This is a genomic window from Agrobacterium sp. P15N1-A (assembly GCF_044626815.1).
Lineage (GTDB): Bacteria > Pseudomonadota > Alphaproteobacteria > Rhizobiales > Rhizobiaceae > Agrobacterium > Agrobacterium leguminum.
In genome coordinates this window covers 494,234-510,112 of the sequence record NZ_JBIUPF010000003.1, presented here as the reverse complement: position 1 = coordinate 510,112, position 15,879 = coordinate 494,234, and the positions used below count along the sequence as shown (strand labels likewise).

Below are 15,879 nucleotides of genomic sequence, written 5' to 3'. Positions count from 1 at the left end.
CCTCTTGCAGAATACGAATCCCTTCGGTACTCATATTATGACATGGTCGCACATCATATGTTTTCATGTTAGCTCAGGGAGGAGTTGGGATGAAGTACCATCAAGAGTTTTTGCAAAGGAGAATTGCGCGTCTGTGGCGAGCAGTGCGCAATGGCTCGGCCGCTGACGGCGTTCTCACAGGAAAGTGCGGCCAGCAATGACGGAAATCTCACTGCGCGGGCTTGGACATCGTTTTCTGCAACTGATCGTCAGCCTCTTCATCCTGCTCTGCATCACCTTCATCATCGGCCGGGTCATGCCGAATGATCCGGTCGGGGCAATCGTCGGCGAACTTGCCGATCCCAAGGCCTATGAGGCCATGCGAGCGCGGCTGGGGCTCGACCTGCCGCTTTACCAGCAATTCTTCATCTATCTGCGCGGCCTGCTGCATGGCGATTTCGGCATTGCGATCCTGACCGGCAACCCCGTGACCCGCGATCTGGCGCAGGCTTTCCCCGCCACTTTCGAACTCGCCACGCTGGCGATCATCATCTCGACGGTCATCGGCGTCCCGCTCGGTCTCGCCGCCGCCCTCTTCCGCGACACCTTCATCGACAAGTTCGCGCGCGTTTTTGCGCTGGTGGGACATTCGATACCGGTCTTCTGGTTCGGCATCGTCGGGCTGGTGATTTTCTACGCGAATCTCAACCTTGTCGCCGGCCCCGGCCGGGTCGACGTCTTTTACGAAGGCCTCGTGGAGCCGAAGACGGGATTGATGCTCGTCGACAGCCTGCTTGCGGGCGAGACGGAAATCTTCTGGAACGCGCTTGGACACATCATCCTGCCGGCGATCATCCTCGCCTATATGGCCATGGCCTACATCACCCGCATGACGAGGGCCTTCACCCTTGAACAGCTCAGCCAGGATTATGTCATCGCGGCACGGGCCAAGGGTGTCAGCCCCGCACGCACCATAACCCGCCATGTGCTGCCCAACATCGCCGTGCAGCTCATCACCGTTCTGGCGATCTCCTATGGCAACCTGCTGGAAGGCGCCGTGGTCACGGAGATCGTCTTCTCCTGGCCCGGCATCGGCCAATACATGACGAATGCGCTGCTCATCGGCGACATGAATGCGATTCTGGCCGCCACGATCGTCATCGGCTTCATTTTCATGTTGCTCAACTTCCTCGCCGATCTGGCCTACACCACGCTCGATCCCCGTACCCGGGAGGCCGCACGATGACCGATATCGCGCACAACAATACCGTTGATCGTCCCAGCGCCCTGTCGCGCATCTCAACCACCACCGCGCGGACACTTCGAAAGCTCGCGGACGAACCGCTTGGAATGTTCGGCTTCGCCATTCTGGCAATTCTGGTTCTGGTCGCCATTTTCGCACCGCTCATTGCGCCTTACGATCCTGCCCGTCAGGCTCTGGAAAACGCGCTTCAGCCTCCCAGCTGGGCGCATCTGGCCGGAACCGACGAATTCGGCCGCGACATTTTCAGCCGGCTTGTTTACGGCACCCGCATCACGATCCAGACGGTCTTGTCGGTCTCGGTCATCGTCGGTCCTATCGGCCTTGCCATTGGCGTGATGGCCGGTTTCTTTGGCGGGCGAACCGACGCGATCCTGATGCGCGCGACCGATATCGTCCTCTCCTTCCCCTCGCTCGTACTGGCGCTTGCCTTTGCGGCCGCCATGGGCGCCGGCCTCGGCACGGCGATCATTGCGATCTCGTTGACCGCGTGGCCGCCGATTGCGCGTCTTGCTCGGGCGGAAGCGCTTGTCGTGCGTAATACCGACTACGTCGCCGCCGCCCGTCTTTATGGCGCCTCGCCGCTGCGCATCCTGTTTCTATACATTGCGCCGATGTGCATCCCCTCGGTCATCGTTCGCCTGACGCTGAACATGGCGGGAATCATCCTGACGGCCGCTTCACTCGGCTTCCTTGGTCTCGGAGCCCAGCCGCCGCTGCCGGAATGGGGCGCGATGATCTCCAGTGGCCGTAAGTTCATGCTCGACTACTGGTGGGTCGCCGTCATGCCCGGCATCGCCATCCTGCTGACGAGCCTTGCCTTCAACATCGCCGGCGATACGCTGCGCGACCTTCTGGATCCGCGTCATGCCCGTTCCTGATAGCTCCCCCATCCTCTCGGTCCGCGACCTCAATGTCCGTTTCGGCCGCAACACCATTCCGGCGGTGTCCAACGTCAATTTCGACGTCGGGCGCGAAAGGGTCGGCATTGTCGGTGAGTCCGGCTCCGGAAAATCCACCACCGGCCGGGCCGCCATGCGGCTCCTGCCGAAAAGCGCCACGGTGACGGCGGAGCGGATGGATTTCCTGTCCGAGCCGTTGCTCGAAAAATCCGAGCGGCAGATGGGTGCGATCCGCGGCAGCGAGATGGCGCTGATCATGCAGGATCCGCGTTATTCGCTGAACCCGGTGCTGCCCATCGGAAAGCAGGTGGCGGAGGCCGCCGAACTGCATCTGGCGCTTACCGGCAAGGCGGCGAGAGGTGCAGCACGCGACATGTTGCTGCGCGTGCGCATCAACGACCCCGACCGCGTGATGGCGCTTTATCCGCACCAGATATCGGGCGGCATGGGCCAGCGCGTGATGATCGCCATGATGCTGCTCGCCAAGCCGAAGCTGGTCATTGCCGACGAACCGACCTCGGCCCTCGATGTCAGCGTGCGCAAGGATGTGCTTTTGCTTCTGGACGAGATGGTGCGCGAGAATAATTCCGGCCTGATCCTCATCAGCCATGACATCCGCATGGTCGCGGCCTTCTGTGAGCGCGTGCTGGTCATGTATGGCGGGCGCGTCGTGGAAACGCTGACCAAGCTGGAAGATGCTCAGCATCCCTATACGCGGGGGCTGATCGCGGCGATGCCAGACCCCCGCAATCCGGTGCGGCGTCTCAAGGTGCTGGACCGTCAGGCCATCGATGCGGAGGTGATGCGATGATCACGGTAGACAAGCTCGACGTCGTCTACGGCGCAAAGGAAAACCGCAATCACGTCGTGCGCGGCGTCAGCCTCACGGTCAACAGGGGTGAAACGCTCGGTATCGTCGGCGAAAGCGGCTGCGGCAAGTCGACCTTGCTGCGGTCGCTGGCGGGGCTGGAGGCCGGCTGGACCGGCTCCATCAGCTTTAACGGCAAACCGGTCGGCAAGACCCGCAGTCGCGACGAACTGAAACTGGCGCAGATGGTGTTTCAGGACCCCTACGGCTCGCTGCACCCGCGCCACCGCATCGGCCGGGCTCTCGCCGAACCGATCCGCGCGATGGGACTTGGCGATGGCTGGTCGAAAGTGCCTGCCGCCCTGCAACAGGTGGGCTTGCCCCCACATTTCGCCGAGCGCTTCCCGCATGAGCTTTCCGGCGGCCAACGCCAACGCGTGGCAATCGCCCGCGCGCTGATCCTCGAACCGCCGATCCTGCTGCTCGACGAGCCGACATCCGCGCTCGACGTCTCCATCCAGGCCGAAATCCTGAACCTGCTTGCCGACCAGCGCGAAGAACGCGACCTCACCTTCGTTCTCGTCAGCCATGACCTCGCGGTGATCGCCCATATGTGCGACCGTGTGCTGGTCATGCAGAACGGCGATTTTGTCGATGAGCTGACCAAGGCCGATCTTGAAGCGGGCATCACCCACTCGGCCTATTCAGGCGAGCTGTTCGAAAGCAGTTTCCTGTAACGATCTCCCCCACAACGCTCACACCGGGCGGCCCATCCACGGCCGCCCGCTTTCTCCCATGGCGTAATTTCGGGGATTTCGCCCGACCGGCAGCGGCCAATCGCCGGCAGAGGACGGGCGACCTTTTGGGCCGATAAATTTCACCACCGACTGCGCTCGAACCACCGGAACAATGCGTTCAGCATTTGTTCTGGATTGCTGTTTGAGTCTTTGCTAATCATTGCGACGACAGGGCAGACAATGGCCGGACATTCCGACGACTGCCATCTCTGAACAAGGTTCTCACCCGTGGGAACAGGCAGGTTATCTAAGGATTGCTGGCATGGCGGTTGCCTATCTGGAAAAGCTCAACGAACAGCAGCGCAAGGCGGTGGAGCATGGCGTTGGGCTGGCAGACGGGCACACGGCCGGACCGCTGCTGATCATTGCCGGGGCCGGTTCGGGCAAGACCAATACGCTCGCCCACCGGGTTGCGCATCTGATCGTGAATGGCGCCGATCCCCGCCGCATTCTGCTGATGACGTTTTCCAGACGTGCCGCCACGGAAATGTCGCGGCGGGTCGAGCGTATCTGCAAACACGTTATCGGTGCGAATTCGGCAATCATGACAGACGCGCTGGCCTGGTCCGGCACGTTTCACGGCATCGGCGCGCGCCTGTTGCGCATCTATGCCGAGCAGATCGGGCTCAACATCGATTTCACCATCCACGACCGCGAGGATAGCGCCGACCTGATGAACCTCGCCCGGCACGAGCTGGGTTTTTCCAAAACCGAAAGCCGCTTTCCAACGAAGGGTACGTGTCTTGCGATCTATTCGCGTGTGGTGAATTCCCAGACGCCGCTCAAGGAGATATTGCGCCAGCATTATCCCTGGGTCGCCAACTGGGAGAGCGAACTTAAGGAACTGTTTGCAGCCTATGTGGAGGCCAAGCAGGTCCAGAACGTGCTCGATTATGACGATCTCCTGCTTTACTGGGCCCAGATGGTCAGCGATCCCATCCTTGCGGACGATATCGGCAACCGCTTCGACCATGTGATGGTCGACGAATATCAGGATACCAACCGGCTGCAGGCTTCGGTGCTGATGGCGCTGAAGCCCGGCGGCCGCGGCCTGACCGTGGTGGGTGACGATGCGCAATCGATCTATTCCTTCCGGGCGGCGACGGTGCGAAACATCCTCGATTTTCCGGCTTCCTTCAGCCCTGCTGCCGACATCATCACGCTTGACCGCAACTATCGCTCGACGCAGCCCATCCTTGCGGCCGCCAACGGCGTCATCGATCTGGCGCGCGAGCGGTTCACCAAGAACCTCTGGACCGAGCGGCAGTCGCTGGAGCGCCCGAAACTCGTGACGGTGAAAGACGAGACCGAGCAGGCGAATTTCATCATCGACCAGATTCTCGCCAACCGCGAAACCGGCATGACGCTGAAACAGCAGGCCGTGCTGTTCCGCACCTCCAGCCATAGCGGCCCGCTCGAGGTGGAACTGACCCGCCGCAACATCCCCTTCGTCAAATTCGGCGGCCTGAAATTCCTGGACAGCGCCCATGTGAAGGACATGCTGGCCGTGCTGCGCTTCGCGCAGAACCCGCGCGACCGCGTCGCCGGTTTCCGGCTGCTACAAATGCTGCCCGGCATCGGACCGAAGAAGGCCGGCAATATTCTCGATGCGATTGCGACAGACCCCGAGCCGCTGCTTGCCCTTGCCGAAATACCGCCTCCGCCGAAGACCGGCGACGACTGGACAGCCTTCACGCAAATGCTGGTGGGCCTGCGACAGGCGCCGAATGACTGGCCGGGCCAGATCGGGCAGGCGCGACTGTGGTACGAACCGCACCTGGAACGCATCCATGAGGATGCGGACACCCGCAAGGCCGATTTGCTGCAGCTTGAGCAGATCGCCGGCGGCTACCCCTCACGCGAACGCTTTCTGACCGAACTTACGCTCGATCCGCCGGACGCCACCAGCGATCGGGCCGGCGTGCCGCTGCTTGACGAGGATTATCTCAGCCTCTCCACCATCCATTCGGCAAAAGGCCAGGAATGGCGCTCCGTCTTCATCCTGAATGTGGTCGATGGCTGCATTCCCTCCGATCTCGGGGTCGGCACCACCCAGGAACTGGAGGAGGAACGCCGGCTGCTCTATGTCGCCATGACGCGCGCCAAGGACAGTCTGGCGCTGATCACGCCGCAACGTTTCTTCACCGGCGGGCAGAACCAGCAGGGCGACAGGCATGTCTACGCCGCAAGAACGCGCTTCATACCGGCGACCCTGCTGCAATTTTTTGAGACAATGACCTGGCCTCTGGTTTCAGCCGCCGCTTCCGAGCGCAGCGCACAGCAAATCCGCATCGATGTAGGTGCGCGAATGAGGGCGATGTGGAAGTAAGGCTGCCGGTAATCAGAACTTTCAAACGGCGCGACCGAACGAAACCGAAGGCCTGATCAATACTCGATCTCTCCCTCGTTTCGGCCCGCCGGACAGTTTCAGCAGGCTCGGCTTTAGGGCGTCTCCCTGCCATCGATCATCGAAGTGTGAAAACTGGGATTGGGCACATGCCTTTCGCCTGCTGTTCGACCGAGATTCGATCTCTCTTGTGTGGGCGGTCAATAAAGCGTTATTGACTGTCCCTACCGATAAAGCCATATCACCTCAGAGTAGGCAGACCAGACAGGATCCGCATAGTGCAAGTAGAAGCATTCTCGATACCAAGCTTGAAAAAGATAACTCCAGCTCGTTTCGGGGACAGCAGGGGTTACTTCAGCGAGGTTTTCAAGAAGGACTGGTTTCGCGAAAATGTATTGGACGTGGAGTTCGTACAGGACAATGAATCCCTGTCTACACAAGCCGGTACCGTACGGGGGCTTCATTTCCAGACAGAGCCGTTTGCACAGGGCAAGCTCGTTCGCTGTATTCGTGGGCGGCTGCTGGATGTCGCGGTGGATATCAGGACGGGATCACCCACCTTTGGACAATGGGCGGCTGTCGAACTCTCACCCGAAAATGGCGAGCAGCTATGGGTTCCAGTGGGATTTGCCCACGGTTTCATGACGCTCGTTGATGACACGGTCATCTCATACAAAGTGACGAAGCCTTATAGTGCCGCCAATGACCGCGGCACCAAATGGAACGACCCTGCCATCGGCATCAATTGGCCGAAGCTCGAGGGTTACGTCCTCTCGGAAAAGGACGGCAAGCAACCGCTTCTGTCGGAATTGCCTGAATATTTTACTTACCAAAACACTGGAAACTGATGATGCGCGTTCTAGTTACCGGCGGCGGCGGATTTATCGGCTCGGCCCTCGTACGTTATCTCGTGAGCGAGATTGGCGCGGATGTTCTCACCGTCGACAAACTGACATATGCAGGAAATCTGGCCTCCCTCAAGCCAATCGAAAATGCACCCAATCACCGCTTTATTCAGGCCGACATATGCGACCGGGCGGCGATGAATGAGGCATTTGCGACATTCCAGCCGGATTACGTGATGCATCTGGCCGCCGAAAGCCATGTCGACCGCTCTATAACCGGCGCCGCTGATTTTATTCAAACCAACATCAACGGCACTTTCACGATGCTGGAGGCCGCGCGGCAATACTGGAGCGGCCTTGCGGAAGACGCCAAGGCGAATTTCCGCATGCTGCATGTTTCAACTGATGAGGTTTACGGCTCTCTCGGCGATCACGGTCTGTTCGAGGAAACAACCCCTTACGATCCTTCATCGCCCTACTCTGCCTCGAAAGCCGCAAGCGATCATCTTGCCACAGCCTGGCAGCGCACATATGGCCTTCCGGTTGTCATTTCCAACTGCTCCAATAATTATGGACCATTCCATTTCCCGGAAAAGCTCATTCCACTGATCATTCTCAACGCGTTGGATGGCAAACCGCTACCAGTCTATGGAAACGGCGCGAACATCCGCGACTGGCTTTATGTGGAAGACCATGCCCGCGCCCTGTGGCTCATCGTTCAAAAGGGGCTTGTTGGCGAGAAATACAATGTCGGCGGCAGAAACGAGCAGAAGAATATCGATGTGGTGAACTGCATCTGCTCCATTCTCGACGAACTGCGCCCTCAATCCAAACCCTATGCCGAGCTCATCAAATACGTTACCGATCGCCCTGGTCACGATGCGCGCTACGCCATTGATGCAACGAAGCTGGAAACCGAGCTCGGCTGGAAAGCACAGGAAAACTTCGCCACTGGCATCCGCAAGACCGTGCAATGGTACCTCGACAATGAATGGTGGTGGCAACCGCTTCGCGAGGGTGTTTATGCCGGAGAGCGCCTTGGCGTTCTGACGAAGGGCTGAACGAATGCGGCTGGCAGTTACGGGCAAAAATGGTCAGGTCGTCAGCGCCCTTCAGGCACTGGCGAGCGCCGAGCTAGAGATCGTGGCTCTGGGTCGACCGGAACTCGACCTAGCGCAGCCTGAAACTGTTTTAAAAGCGCTGCGAGAGGTAAAGCCCGACGCTGTGGTATCGGCTGCTGCCTACACCGCTGTCGACAAGGCAGAAAGCGAGCCGGACATCGCTTTTGCCGTTAATCGGGATGGAGCAGGGGCTGTCGCACAGGCGGCAAGTGACCTTGGTATTCCCGTCATTCATCTTTCTACGGATTATGTTTTTGATGGCACGAAGGCGACGCCTTATGTCGAAAGGGATCCGACAGGCCCTACGTCCATCTACGGCCGCTCGAAGCTCGAAGGCGAACAAGCCGTTTCTGAGGCTACCGGCAACTACGCTGTTCTGCGAACCGCATGGGTCTATTCGGAACATGGCAACAACTTTGTAAAAACCATGCTCCGGCTGAGCGAAAGCCGCGACGAGATCAATGTGGTCGCGGACCAGTTCGGATGCCCAACCTCGGCCAACGATATCGCCACCGCTATCGTAGCAATCGCAAGGAAACTCCTGGACGATTCCTCGATCCGTCTCCGTGGAGTTTTTCATCTTGCCGGAACCGGGGAAACGAACTGGGCAAATTTCGCGAAACAGATATTCGCATTCTCTGAAGAAAACGGCGGAAAGTCGATGATCGTCAACGACATCACGACGGCACAGTACCCTACACCAGCGCGGCGTCCGGCAAACTCGAGGCTTGATTGCAGCAAGCTGGAAGCGGTTTACGGCATAAGGCTGCCGAACTGGCAAACATCAACGCGCGCGGTCGTTACCGCTCTTGCGCAGAGCGAAAAGGAAAGGCCATGAAAGGCATTATTCTGGCCGGAGGCAGCGGTACACGCTTGCATCCTATGACATTGGCGGTCTCGAAGCAGATCCTGCCGGTCTACGACAAGCCGATGATATATTATCCGCTAACAACATTGATGCTTGCTGGAATTCGCGAGATTCTTATCATTTCGACGCCTCACGACATGCCACTTTTTCAGAACCTTCTGAAAGACGGCTCTCAATGGGGACTTTCAATAGAGTATGCGATACAGCCCAGTCCTGACGGACTCGCTCAAGCCTATATGATCGGTGCAGATTTTGTTGCGGGCTCGCCCTCGTGCCTCATTCTGGGTGACAACATCTATTACGGACATGGCCTGCCGGAGCTACTCGATACGGGTACAGAGATAAATGACGGTGCAACCGTTTTTGCATATCATGTTAAAGATCCTGAGAGATACGGTGTCGTGGAATTCGACACTGAAATGCGAGCCCTCTCAATCGAGGAAAAACCAAAAAAGCCGAAATCAAGTTGGGCCGTCACAGGACTCTATTTCTACGACGCAGATGTTGTGAATATAGCAGCCAATTTGAAACCCTCAGCTCGCGGCGAGTTCGAAATAACCGACATAAACCGGACCTATCTTGAGCGCGGGAAACTGAAAGTTTCGATAATGGGACGTGGCTATGCCTGGCTTGATACAGGGACCCCTGAAAGCCTGCTGGAGGCCGGCGAGTTCGTGCGTACTCTGGAGAAACGGCAAGGTTTCAAGATTGCCTGCCCCGAGGAGATTGCCTTGAGCAAGGGCTTCATAACGAAGTTACAATTTGCGGCGATTGCTGCCAAATCTGGCAAAGGCGACTATGGCGAATATCTGCGCAAAATTGCAAAATCATAGCGAGGGACCAATCTGGCGTTTTATCTGAATAATATGAATTATTATTTGGAAATCGCCAATAACAAACAATGCTATACATCGGTGTATCATTTGTGTGCGTTGGAGAACTGCGGTGTAACGACACCCTGCTCGCTTCATCCGAATGTTCGATACAGATATTAGCCAGAGTGATATGGAATTTTCCATGAAACATGTGAAAATTGTTTCTCTTGAACCCGGTTGTTACGCCATCAAATTTAAGGCTGACCCGGGCGTAACGGCGATCGAATTCGCCGATACTGAAGATAGGCAACGTTCCTGCAGGATCGAATTAAGGCCCGGAAAATTTGGATACGAACTTCAGCTAAAACAACCCCTTAAATCGATATCTTTCCGCCTGGTTGCACGTGAACCGGAAAAACAAGAAGCGCATATTGAGTTCAATCGCGTGTCTACAGTTTTATTCCGTACCAGAATGCTGTTGGCGGCCACTACACGAAACAGGGTTCAGAATTTTGGCCCCGGTGAAAAGCTTCTTTGCCACGGCGACACACCTTCAGTCGTCGCTGCGGCAGCATCGGCCAATGTCGAGCATCGTTATCTCTATCTCTATGACTTGGATGATGAATCCATCATTCATAATGGCTGGTTCTGGGCCGATACGGGATGGCAGCATCAACCCCATTTGCAGGCCCCAGCTGAAAACATAAGCGTTCGCGCATGCGTATATATTCATATGCATTATTTGGAAACTTGGCCGGAAATCAGAACCGTCTTACTGAATAACGCGGGGGGAGCCGACATCATCGTCACCACAAGTTCCGATGGCGATCACTTTCCCACCGAAGTGCGCAAATCATTTCCAAACGCGAGAGTCATGCAGATCGAGAACCGAGGGCGCGATATTGGTCCGTTTGTTGAACTGCTCCATCAAGGCGTTTTCGATCCTTACGATGCGGTCTGCAAAATCCACGGTAAGCTTTCTCTAAAAGGTGGCAAAGAAACAGTCTCAGGGCATAGAATTCGCCGCTACGCGCTTGCCTGCCTCCTTGCAGATGGCGCTATGACCAACGTCATTAACGCATTTTCGAAAAACCCGGACCTCGGCATAGCGGGTCCATACAACCTCAGGTTACCGCCCCGGGAAACCTCGGTGATGCGCTATCTGAAGGACGAAGAAAACCAGATCCGGCAAGTATTTGCGCGAACCAACATGGAGTTTGATCTTCAACAAATTGAATTTTTTGCTGGCACGATGTTTTGGTTCAGACCCGCAGCGTTAAAATTGCTACAAGACGCAAACTTTCGCATCTCAGATTTCGACATCGAGAACGGTGCCAAGCGTAACACGCTGCAACACGGCTTGGAGCGCCTATTCCCCACTTTTGTAAGAAAAGCCGGATATCGTGTCGCCGGACTTCAGCCATATTCGCCAACCCCTGAAAACGCCACCATCGAGTTTCTCTAGACATGAAGCAGCAGCCATTGCTTTCCGATATCACCGTTATTTCCGTCTGCTACAAAAGCGACGAAGTTATTGGCGACATGATAAATGCAATCCCAGAAGTCACTCCGATAGTTCTTGTGGACAACGGAAAGTCCAACGATTTTAGCAAGATTCCCTTGAATCGAAAAATTCGCGTTTTGACGCTGGAGGAGAATGAAGGTTTTGGGCGTGGCTGCAACGCCGGCGCGACCATTGCTGAAACACCGTGGCTGCTATTCCTAAATCCCGATGCCAGACTACAAGATGGAGCTCTTTTGCAATTGCTGCTCGCTACTCAGCGTTATCGTGATGCCGCGGCATTCAATCCTCGGATCAGCAACAGTGATGGGAGCCCATATTTCAAACGTCGATCGTGGCTTTTACCCCAAAACAAATATATGTCGCGAGGCTGGCCGAAAGCTGACTGCCATGTTCCTGTACTGAGCGGCGCAGCTTTATTCTTGTCGAAACAAAATTTCGAAACCATCGGTGGTTTCGACCCGAACATCTTTCTCTACCATGAAGATGACGATCTTTCACTCAGACTTCAAAAACTCGGCCCCTTGATGTTCATACACGATGCGGCAGCAACTCATACAAGTGGGCATTCCTCGGGCCGATCTCCAGAAATAGCGCGTTTCAAAGCCTTCCATATGGCACAGTCCCGCATCTACACGGGAAAAAAACATGGGAGGCCATTTACCGTCTCCTCTTCACTTATGCAGGCCATAGCCTTGTTTCTTTCACCTGCAGCCCTTTTTTCGGCACGTCGGCGTGCGAAAGCGGTTGGCTTCTTGAAAGGCGTACTTGTTGCCCGTCGCGATAAATAACAAATCTTGCCATGACGTGCGGAACTACCTCGAGGTTGCCCGAGAGCAAGCGGACATAAACTCGGAAAATCTAGGCCAATGACAACATTGGGAACTCCCCCAGCTGAGGCAGCTATGTTCAGTTCATCTTTAACGGTATCCACGATTAACAAGCATTACCTAACGGTCAAAGCGAGTAAAGTCGGACTATGCACCGTTGAGATAGAAGCAGGAAGGGTTCGGGAAAAATATTTCCTGAAACTTCAAAAGAAAAATTCTCTATTTATCCTGCGAACGATTTCAGGCGAGAACAAATTGATTTTCTCCGCCCCTTTCCCGATAGAAGTCGCAATTACCCAAAGGCTGCATAAGCGCCGTCCCCTGAAGGTGAAACTATACGAAATATTGGACGACATACGGCGCAGACGCGGTATCCATTGGCCGGATATCCGTACGTCGAATGGCATGGAGCTCCGCGAAATCACACCAGGCAGGTTCATGCCGGAAGCGGCGTCTGACGACGAACGAATAATGTTTCACCGTTTCAGAGATGCCGAACCTGAAATCAGCCTACTGTCGAAGGGGCAGCCCCAAGAGTTATTTTTCTCCACAGATATACTGGCTGATATACTCGACTGGTTGAATGATGAAACGGGATCCGACTTTGGTTTTTTTGCCAATGCCGAGAAATTCTCAGAAAGCAATCGGAGCGCCGTTCAATATTATTTGGAGCAGTGTTTCGGCAAAAAGACGGACGAAGGGCCCGCGATGCGATTTATGCGGGCAAATCCAAATACAGGAATGATATCCTTCGGCATAGCCGAAGCACCATCAAGTGTTCACCACAACCGTAGGGCCTTCAGGCGAACCTTGGCGCTGATGAATATGCATTTTGCAGACGTGGAAACGAGCCCTACCTTTCCATCCGCTTGCCTCTTACGAAAATCCGCACTGAAGTGGATATCAGCGATGAACATCGAGCGTCGGGACGTCGAGACCGGCCTGTACGATGCCCCTACATTGCTGAAGTTGATTCCTTCTCTCGTCCGCAAAGCGGGCTTTGGAATTGTACCGATTCCGTTTTTTCATGAGGAATTATTGATTGGCCGTCCCGTGACAGAAGCATCATGGGTGCAATTTCGCTCCATTTCCGACCCCAAGAGGAAAAACATATGTCTCTTCGTGGGCTTGCTGGGAAAGGATGGTAAATTTGCGCCACACGCCTTAGCCTACATGCGCGCGCTTAAGGAACAAGGGCTATACCTATATGCTCTGGGTGTTAGCCTGTCGCCTCCAGAAACTGCCTGCGATCCGGGAAAAGACTTTTGTGACGCGTTTGCGGCACGCGAAAATGACGGTCATGATTTCGGGCTGTGGGCAGCAGCGCTGCAGCGCCAACCCGAGCTATGGGAAGCAGAAACTCTTCTCTTTGCCAATGACAGCATGATTCCTGGTCCATCATCGCTGAATAACTTGTTCGAGAAACTTTCTTTATCGCCATACGATGTAACAGGTTTGACTGACAGCACGATTGGTAACCCTCACCTGCAAAGCTACTTCATACATCTCAATAGGCAGGCCATCGAAACCGCCGCCGTCCGGAAGTTCTGGTATTCAGTACTGTCGTTGACGGATAAAAGCAGAATTATCAATCTTTATGAAATTGGAATGACGGCCAAATTCTCAGCCGCAGGCCTTAAATGTGGCCCGCTATTTTCCGCTTCGTCCGCCGTTCGCGGTGGGGATCGGAACCCGTCCATCTATTGCTGGAAGGAACTGATTCAATCCGGCTTCCCATTTGTGAAAACACAGATTATCAAGGACGCAACGGCTTCCAATACAACCGACGAGGTGTTGACTTTTTTGAAGAACAGCGGCTTCAACCTCGAAATCATTCCAGGATACACGCCGCCAAAACATCGGACGCTCTGAAACCATTTCCTTGAATCATAGGAAAACAAGCAGTCGCACTATCCAGAAACTTGATCATGGTGGAACAAAAGCAGCCTGATTTTCTAATGCCTCATAATCCTGTTGGCGCTCCAGTTTCCCTCGTGAAAATTAGCTGAATTTTACGCCGCTAAAGATTGCGCGGGTTGACACTGCCCGCTCCGCACTCTACGCCGACGATAGGTAGAGCGAACCTATATTCGTCGAAGCCAAAACTATGGTGCATGCGGGGGCAGGCAATGGTCGAGTTGAAATGGTATGACGGAAGCAAGACTGAGATAAAATCATGTCTGGCTTGTGGGAAAGCAGGGGAAATGACCCTGACGGTCAGTACGGGTCACGTTGTTCAGAATCGTGGCGATGTTCTGTTCTATAAGTGCCCTACTTGTTCGTCAATAAACGCCGAAGGTCAATTTGCGGACTTTCTGACTTCAGATGAAGGCTTCATCGGTTCCGATAGCAGTAAATATGTCTGGGATCACTACCTCGAAATCGGTGCTGGCATCGACTTCATGGTCAGACCTATCGAGCGTGCCGGCATCGTAGACAAGGGAAGTCTTCTCGACGTTGGCTGTGGGTACGGCTTTCCGCTGGACTATTGGAAATTCATAGCGCGCGGCGAAGCTGTCGGATTGGAGCCCTCTGAATATGGAGACCGCGGCAGCAAAGAGCTCAATGTTCGGATCATTCCCGAATACTTATCTGATCAAACAGAACTTGTAGGACAGAAATTCGACAGAATTATCTCATCTGAAGTTATTGAGCATGTCCCCGATCCAAAGGCATTCCTCGAGGGAATAAGGGCATATTTGGATGAAAAGGGAGTTGTGATACTCACCACCCCGAATGCGGGCTTTATTTCGCCCGGAGGTCCTCTCAGCACTATGATCGCAGCCTTATCTCCCGGCTTGCATCAAATACTGTTTAGCAAATCCGCTTTGGAAGATCTGCTTCAACAGGTCGGGTTCCCCTATTATGCCGTTGAGGTTCGCGAAGAGAGACTAATTGCTTACGCAGCCAACCAACCGATTTCCTTTAAGAATGACGACGCAAAAATACGGGCAAACTACCTCCAGTATCTGCGCTCGAAGGTCTCGGAAACAAATCCCACAGACGCATTGGGTGCGGGAGTTCGCTACAGGCTTTTCAAAGAACTAGTGAACGAGGGGCGTTTTGACGAAGCACTCCCTCTCGGAAACGAAATAGCTTCTTCGATAATAACGAAATATGGATTTGATCCACTTTCACCCCCGGAAACTCTGCGCGCGATACAGTATTGTGATACGCTGCCAGCATATGCTGCGGCCGCACCCTTTTTCCTTCCCTGCTTTGTGTTTTACGCAGCGATGTTGACGCGACACGGCAGAACGATGGGAACCTATAACGCAGCCGATTTATTCTCATGTGCGGCAGATCTTTGCGCCCATGCTCAAAGACACAATGTCATTTTTTCGCAGGAAGCCGGCACGCTTTACTGGGTTTCTGTTTACGAAGAAGGTTTTGCCAGACTGGTTGATGGCGAAAAAGAGCGCGCATTTCAGTTGATGGAACGGATACGCAAAGGTTCGGCACCAGAGGAAGAATATCTGGAAACCTGTTCTCGGCCCCAGGCACTGATTTTACGAGCGACCCTTCAGTCTGGAATCGCCAAGCTGCAGGCAGGTGAGCCAGAATGGGCGATGTCAATCCTTCGTAAACTTATGGCTGGGACCCAGACAGAAGAATCGCAGGTAATATTCAACGAAGCGAAATCGGCATGGCGAACGGCCGCAGCTCAATCGCGGGATATGCTGCCTCAGAGTATCATATCTAGCCTAGAAACGTCCTCGTCTGGAAAACCAGCAAAAAAAGGCTTCTTGGCATCACTCTTAGGAAGCTAGGCAGCCAGCAAAGG

At 54.9% G+C, this 15,879-nt stretch carries 13 protein-coding genes; all 13 read left to right on the top strand.

Annotation, left to right across the window (positions count from 1 at the left end):
• Positions 1-196: 196 nt before the first annotated feature.
• Positions 197-1,225, top strand: a complete 1,029-nt coding sequence (locus ACIK7D_RS14180) for an ABC transporter permease (RefSeq protein WP_400156594.1) — start codon at positions 197-199, stop codon at positions 1,223-1,225.
• Entirely contained in the window at positions 1,222-2,121 is a 900-nt protein-coding gene (locus tag ACIK7D_RS14175) for an ABC transporter permease (protein ID WP_080818987.1), read from the top strand. The genes ACIK7D_RS14180 and ACIK7D_RS14175 overlap by 4 nt, the downstream gene beginning before the upstream one ends.
• Complete coding sequence (locus tag ACIK7D_RS14170) at positions 2,108-2,953, top strand: ABC transporter ATP-binding protein (RefSeq protein ID WP_003505590.1); 846 nt, start codon at positions 2,108-2,110, stop codon at positions 2,951-2,953. The genes ACIK7D_RS14175 and ACIK7D_RS14170 overlap by 14 nt, the downstream gene beginning before the upstream one ends.
• The gene (locus tag ACIK7D_RS14165; protein WP_400156593.1) at positions 2,950-3,687 is read left to right on the top strand and encodes an ABC transporter ATP-binding protein; all 738 of its coding nucleotides are present in this window, start codon (positions 2,950-2,952) and stop codon (positions 3,685-3,687) included. Before ACIK7D_RS14170 ends, ACIK7D_RS14165 begins: the two co-directional genes overlap by 4 nt.
• A gap of 322 nt (positions 3,688-4,009) precedes the next feature.
• Positions 4,010-6,076 carry an ATP-dependent helicase gene (locus ACIK7D_RS14160; protein WP_400156592.1) on the top strand — a complete coding sequence of 689 codons (2,067 nt, stop codon included), beginning with the start codon at positions 4,010-4,012 and terminating at the stop codon, positions 6,074-6,076.
• A gap of 296 nt (positions 6,077-6,372) precedes the next feature.
• Positions 6,373-6,942: a dTDP-4-dehydrorhamnose 3,5-epimerase gene (rfbC, locus tag ACIK7D_RS14155; RefSeq protein WP_400156591.1), complete on the top strand. Its 570-nt coding sequence runs from the start codon at positions 6,373-6,375 to the stop codon at positions 6,940-6,942.
• Between the two features lie 2 nt (positions 6,943-6,944).
• Positions 6,945-8,000: a dTDP-glucose 4,6-dehydratase gene (gene rfbB / locus ACIK7D_RS14150; RefSeq protein ID WP_174070963.1), complete on the top strand. Its 1,056-nt coding sequence runs from the start codon at positions 6,945-6,947 to the stop codon at positions 7,998-8,000.
• Between the two features lie 4 nt (positions 8,001-8,004).
• Positions 8,005-8,898 carry a dTDP-4-dehydrorhamnose reductase gene (gene rfbD, locus ACIK7D_RS14145; protein WP_400156590.1) on the top strand — a complete coding sequence of 298 codons (894 nt, stop codon included), beginning with the start codon at positions 8,005-8,007 and terminating at the stop codon, positions 8,896-8,898.
• Positions 8,895-9,761: a glucose-1-phosphate thymidylyltransferase RfbA gene (gene rfbA, locus ACIK7D_RS14140; protein WP_400156589.1), complete on the top strand. Its 867-nt coding sequence runs from the start codon at positions 8,895-8,897 to the stop codon at positions 9,759-9,761. The genes rfbD and rfbA overlap by 4 nt, the downstream gene beginning before the upstream one ends.
• Positions 9,762-9,945: 184 nt before the next feature.
• A complete protein-coding gene (locus ACIK7D_RS14135; protein ID WP_400156588.1) occupies positions 9,946-11,208 on the top strand; it encodes a rhamnan synthesis F family protein in 1,263 nt (420 codons plus the stop codon).
• Positions 11,209-11,210: 2 nt separating this feature from the next.
• Entirely contained in the window at positions 11,211-12,056 is an 846-nt protein-coding gene (locus ACIK7D_RS14130; RefSeq protein WP_400156587.1) for a glycosyltransferase family 2 protein, read from the top strand.
• 78 nt (positions 12,057-12,134) lie between these two features.
• Positions 12,135-13,967, top strand: a complete 1,833-nt coding sequence (locus ACIK7D_RS14125) for a rhamnan synthesis F family protein (RefSeq protein WP_400156586.1) — start codon at positions 12,135-12,137, stop codon at positions 13,965-13,967.
• 257 nt (positions 13,968-14,224) lie between these two features.
• Complete coding sequence (locus ACIK7D_RS14120) at positions 14,225-15,865, top strand: class I SAM-dependent methyltransferase (protein ID WP_400156585.1); 1,641 nt, start codon at positions 14,225-14,227, stop codon at positions 15,863-15,865.
• The last annotated feature ends 14 nt before the right edge of the window (positions 15,866-15,879 follow it).

What these genes read in the sequence shown, in the direction of transcription:
- ACIK7D_RS14180 (WP_400156594.1), top strand. Translation starts at nt 197, where the DNA reads ATGACGGAAATCTCACTGCGCGGGCTTGGACATCGTTTTCTGCAACTG.
- ACIK7D_RS14175 (WP_080818987.1), top strand. Translation starts at nt 1,222, where the DNA reads ATGACCGATATCGCGCACAACAATACCGTTGATCGTCCCAGCGCCCTG.
- ACIK7D_RS14170 (WP_003505590.1), top strand. Translation starts at nt 2,108, where the DNA reads ATGCCCGTTCCTGATAGCTCCCCCATCCTCTCGGTCCGCGACCTCAAT.
- ACIK7D_RS14165 (WP_400156593.1), top strand. Translation starts at nt 2,950, where the DNA reads ATGATCACGGTAGACAAGCTCGACGTCGTCTACGGCGCAAAGGAAAAC.
- ACIK7D_RS14160 (WP_400156592.1), top strand. Translation starts at nt 4,010, where the DNA reads ATGGCGGTTGCCTATCTGGAAAAGCTCAACGAACAGCAGCGCAAGGCG.
- rfbB (WP_174070963.1), top strand. Translation starts at nt 6,945, where the DNA reads ATGCGCGTTCTAGTTACCGGCGGCGGCGGATTTATCGGCTCGGCCCTC.
- rfbD (WP_400156590.1), top strand. Translation starts at nt 8,005, where the DNA reads ATGCGGCTGGCAGTTACGGGCAAAAATGGTCAGGTCGTCAGCGCCCTT.
- rfbA (WP_400156589.1), top strand. Translation starts at nt 8,895, where the DNA reads ATGAAAGGCATTATTCTGGCCGGAGGCAGCGGTACACGCTTGCATCCT.
- ACIK7D_RS14135 (WP_400156588.1), top strand. Translation starts at nt 9,946, where the DNA reads ATGAAACATGTGAAAATTGTTTCTCTTGAACCCGGTTGTTACGCCATC.
- ACIK7D_RS14130 (WP_400156587.1), top strand. Translation starts at nt 11,211, where the DNA reads ATGAAGCAGCAGCCATTGCTTTCCGATATCACCGTTATTTCCGTCTGC.
- ACIK7D_RS14125 (WP_400156586.1), top strand. Translation starts at nt 12,135, where the DNA reads ATGACAACATTGGGAACTCCCCCAGCTGAGGCAGCTATGTTCAGTTCA.
- ACIK7D_RS14120 (WP_400156585.1), top strand. Translation starts at nt 14,225, where the DNA reads ATGGTCGAGTTGAAATGGTATGACGGAAGCAAGACTGAGATAAAATCA.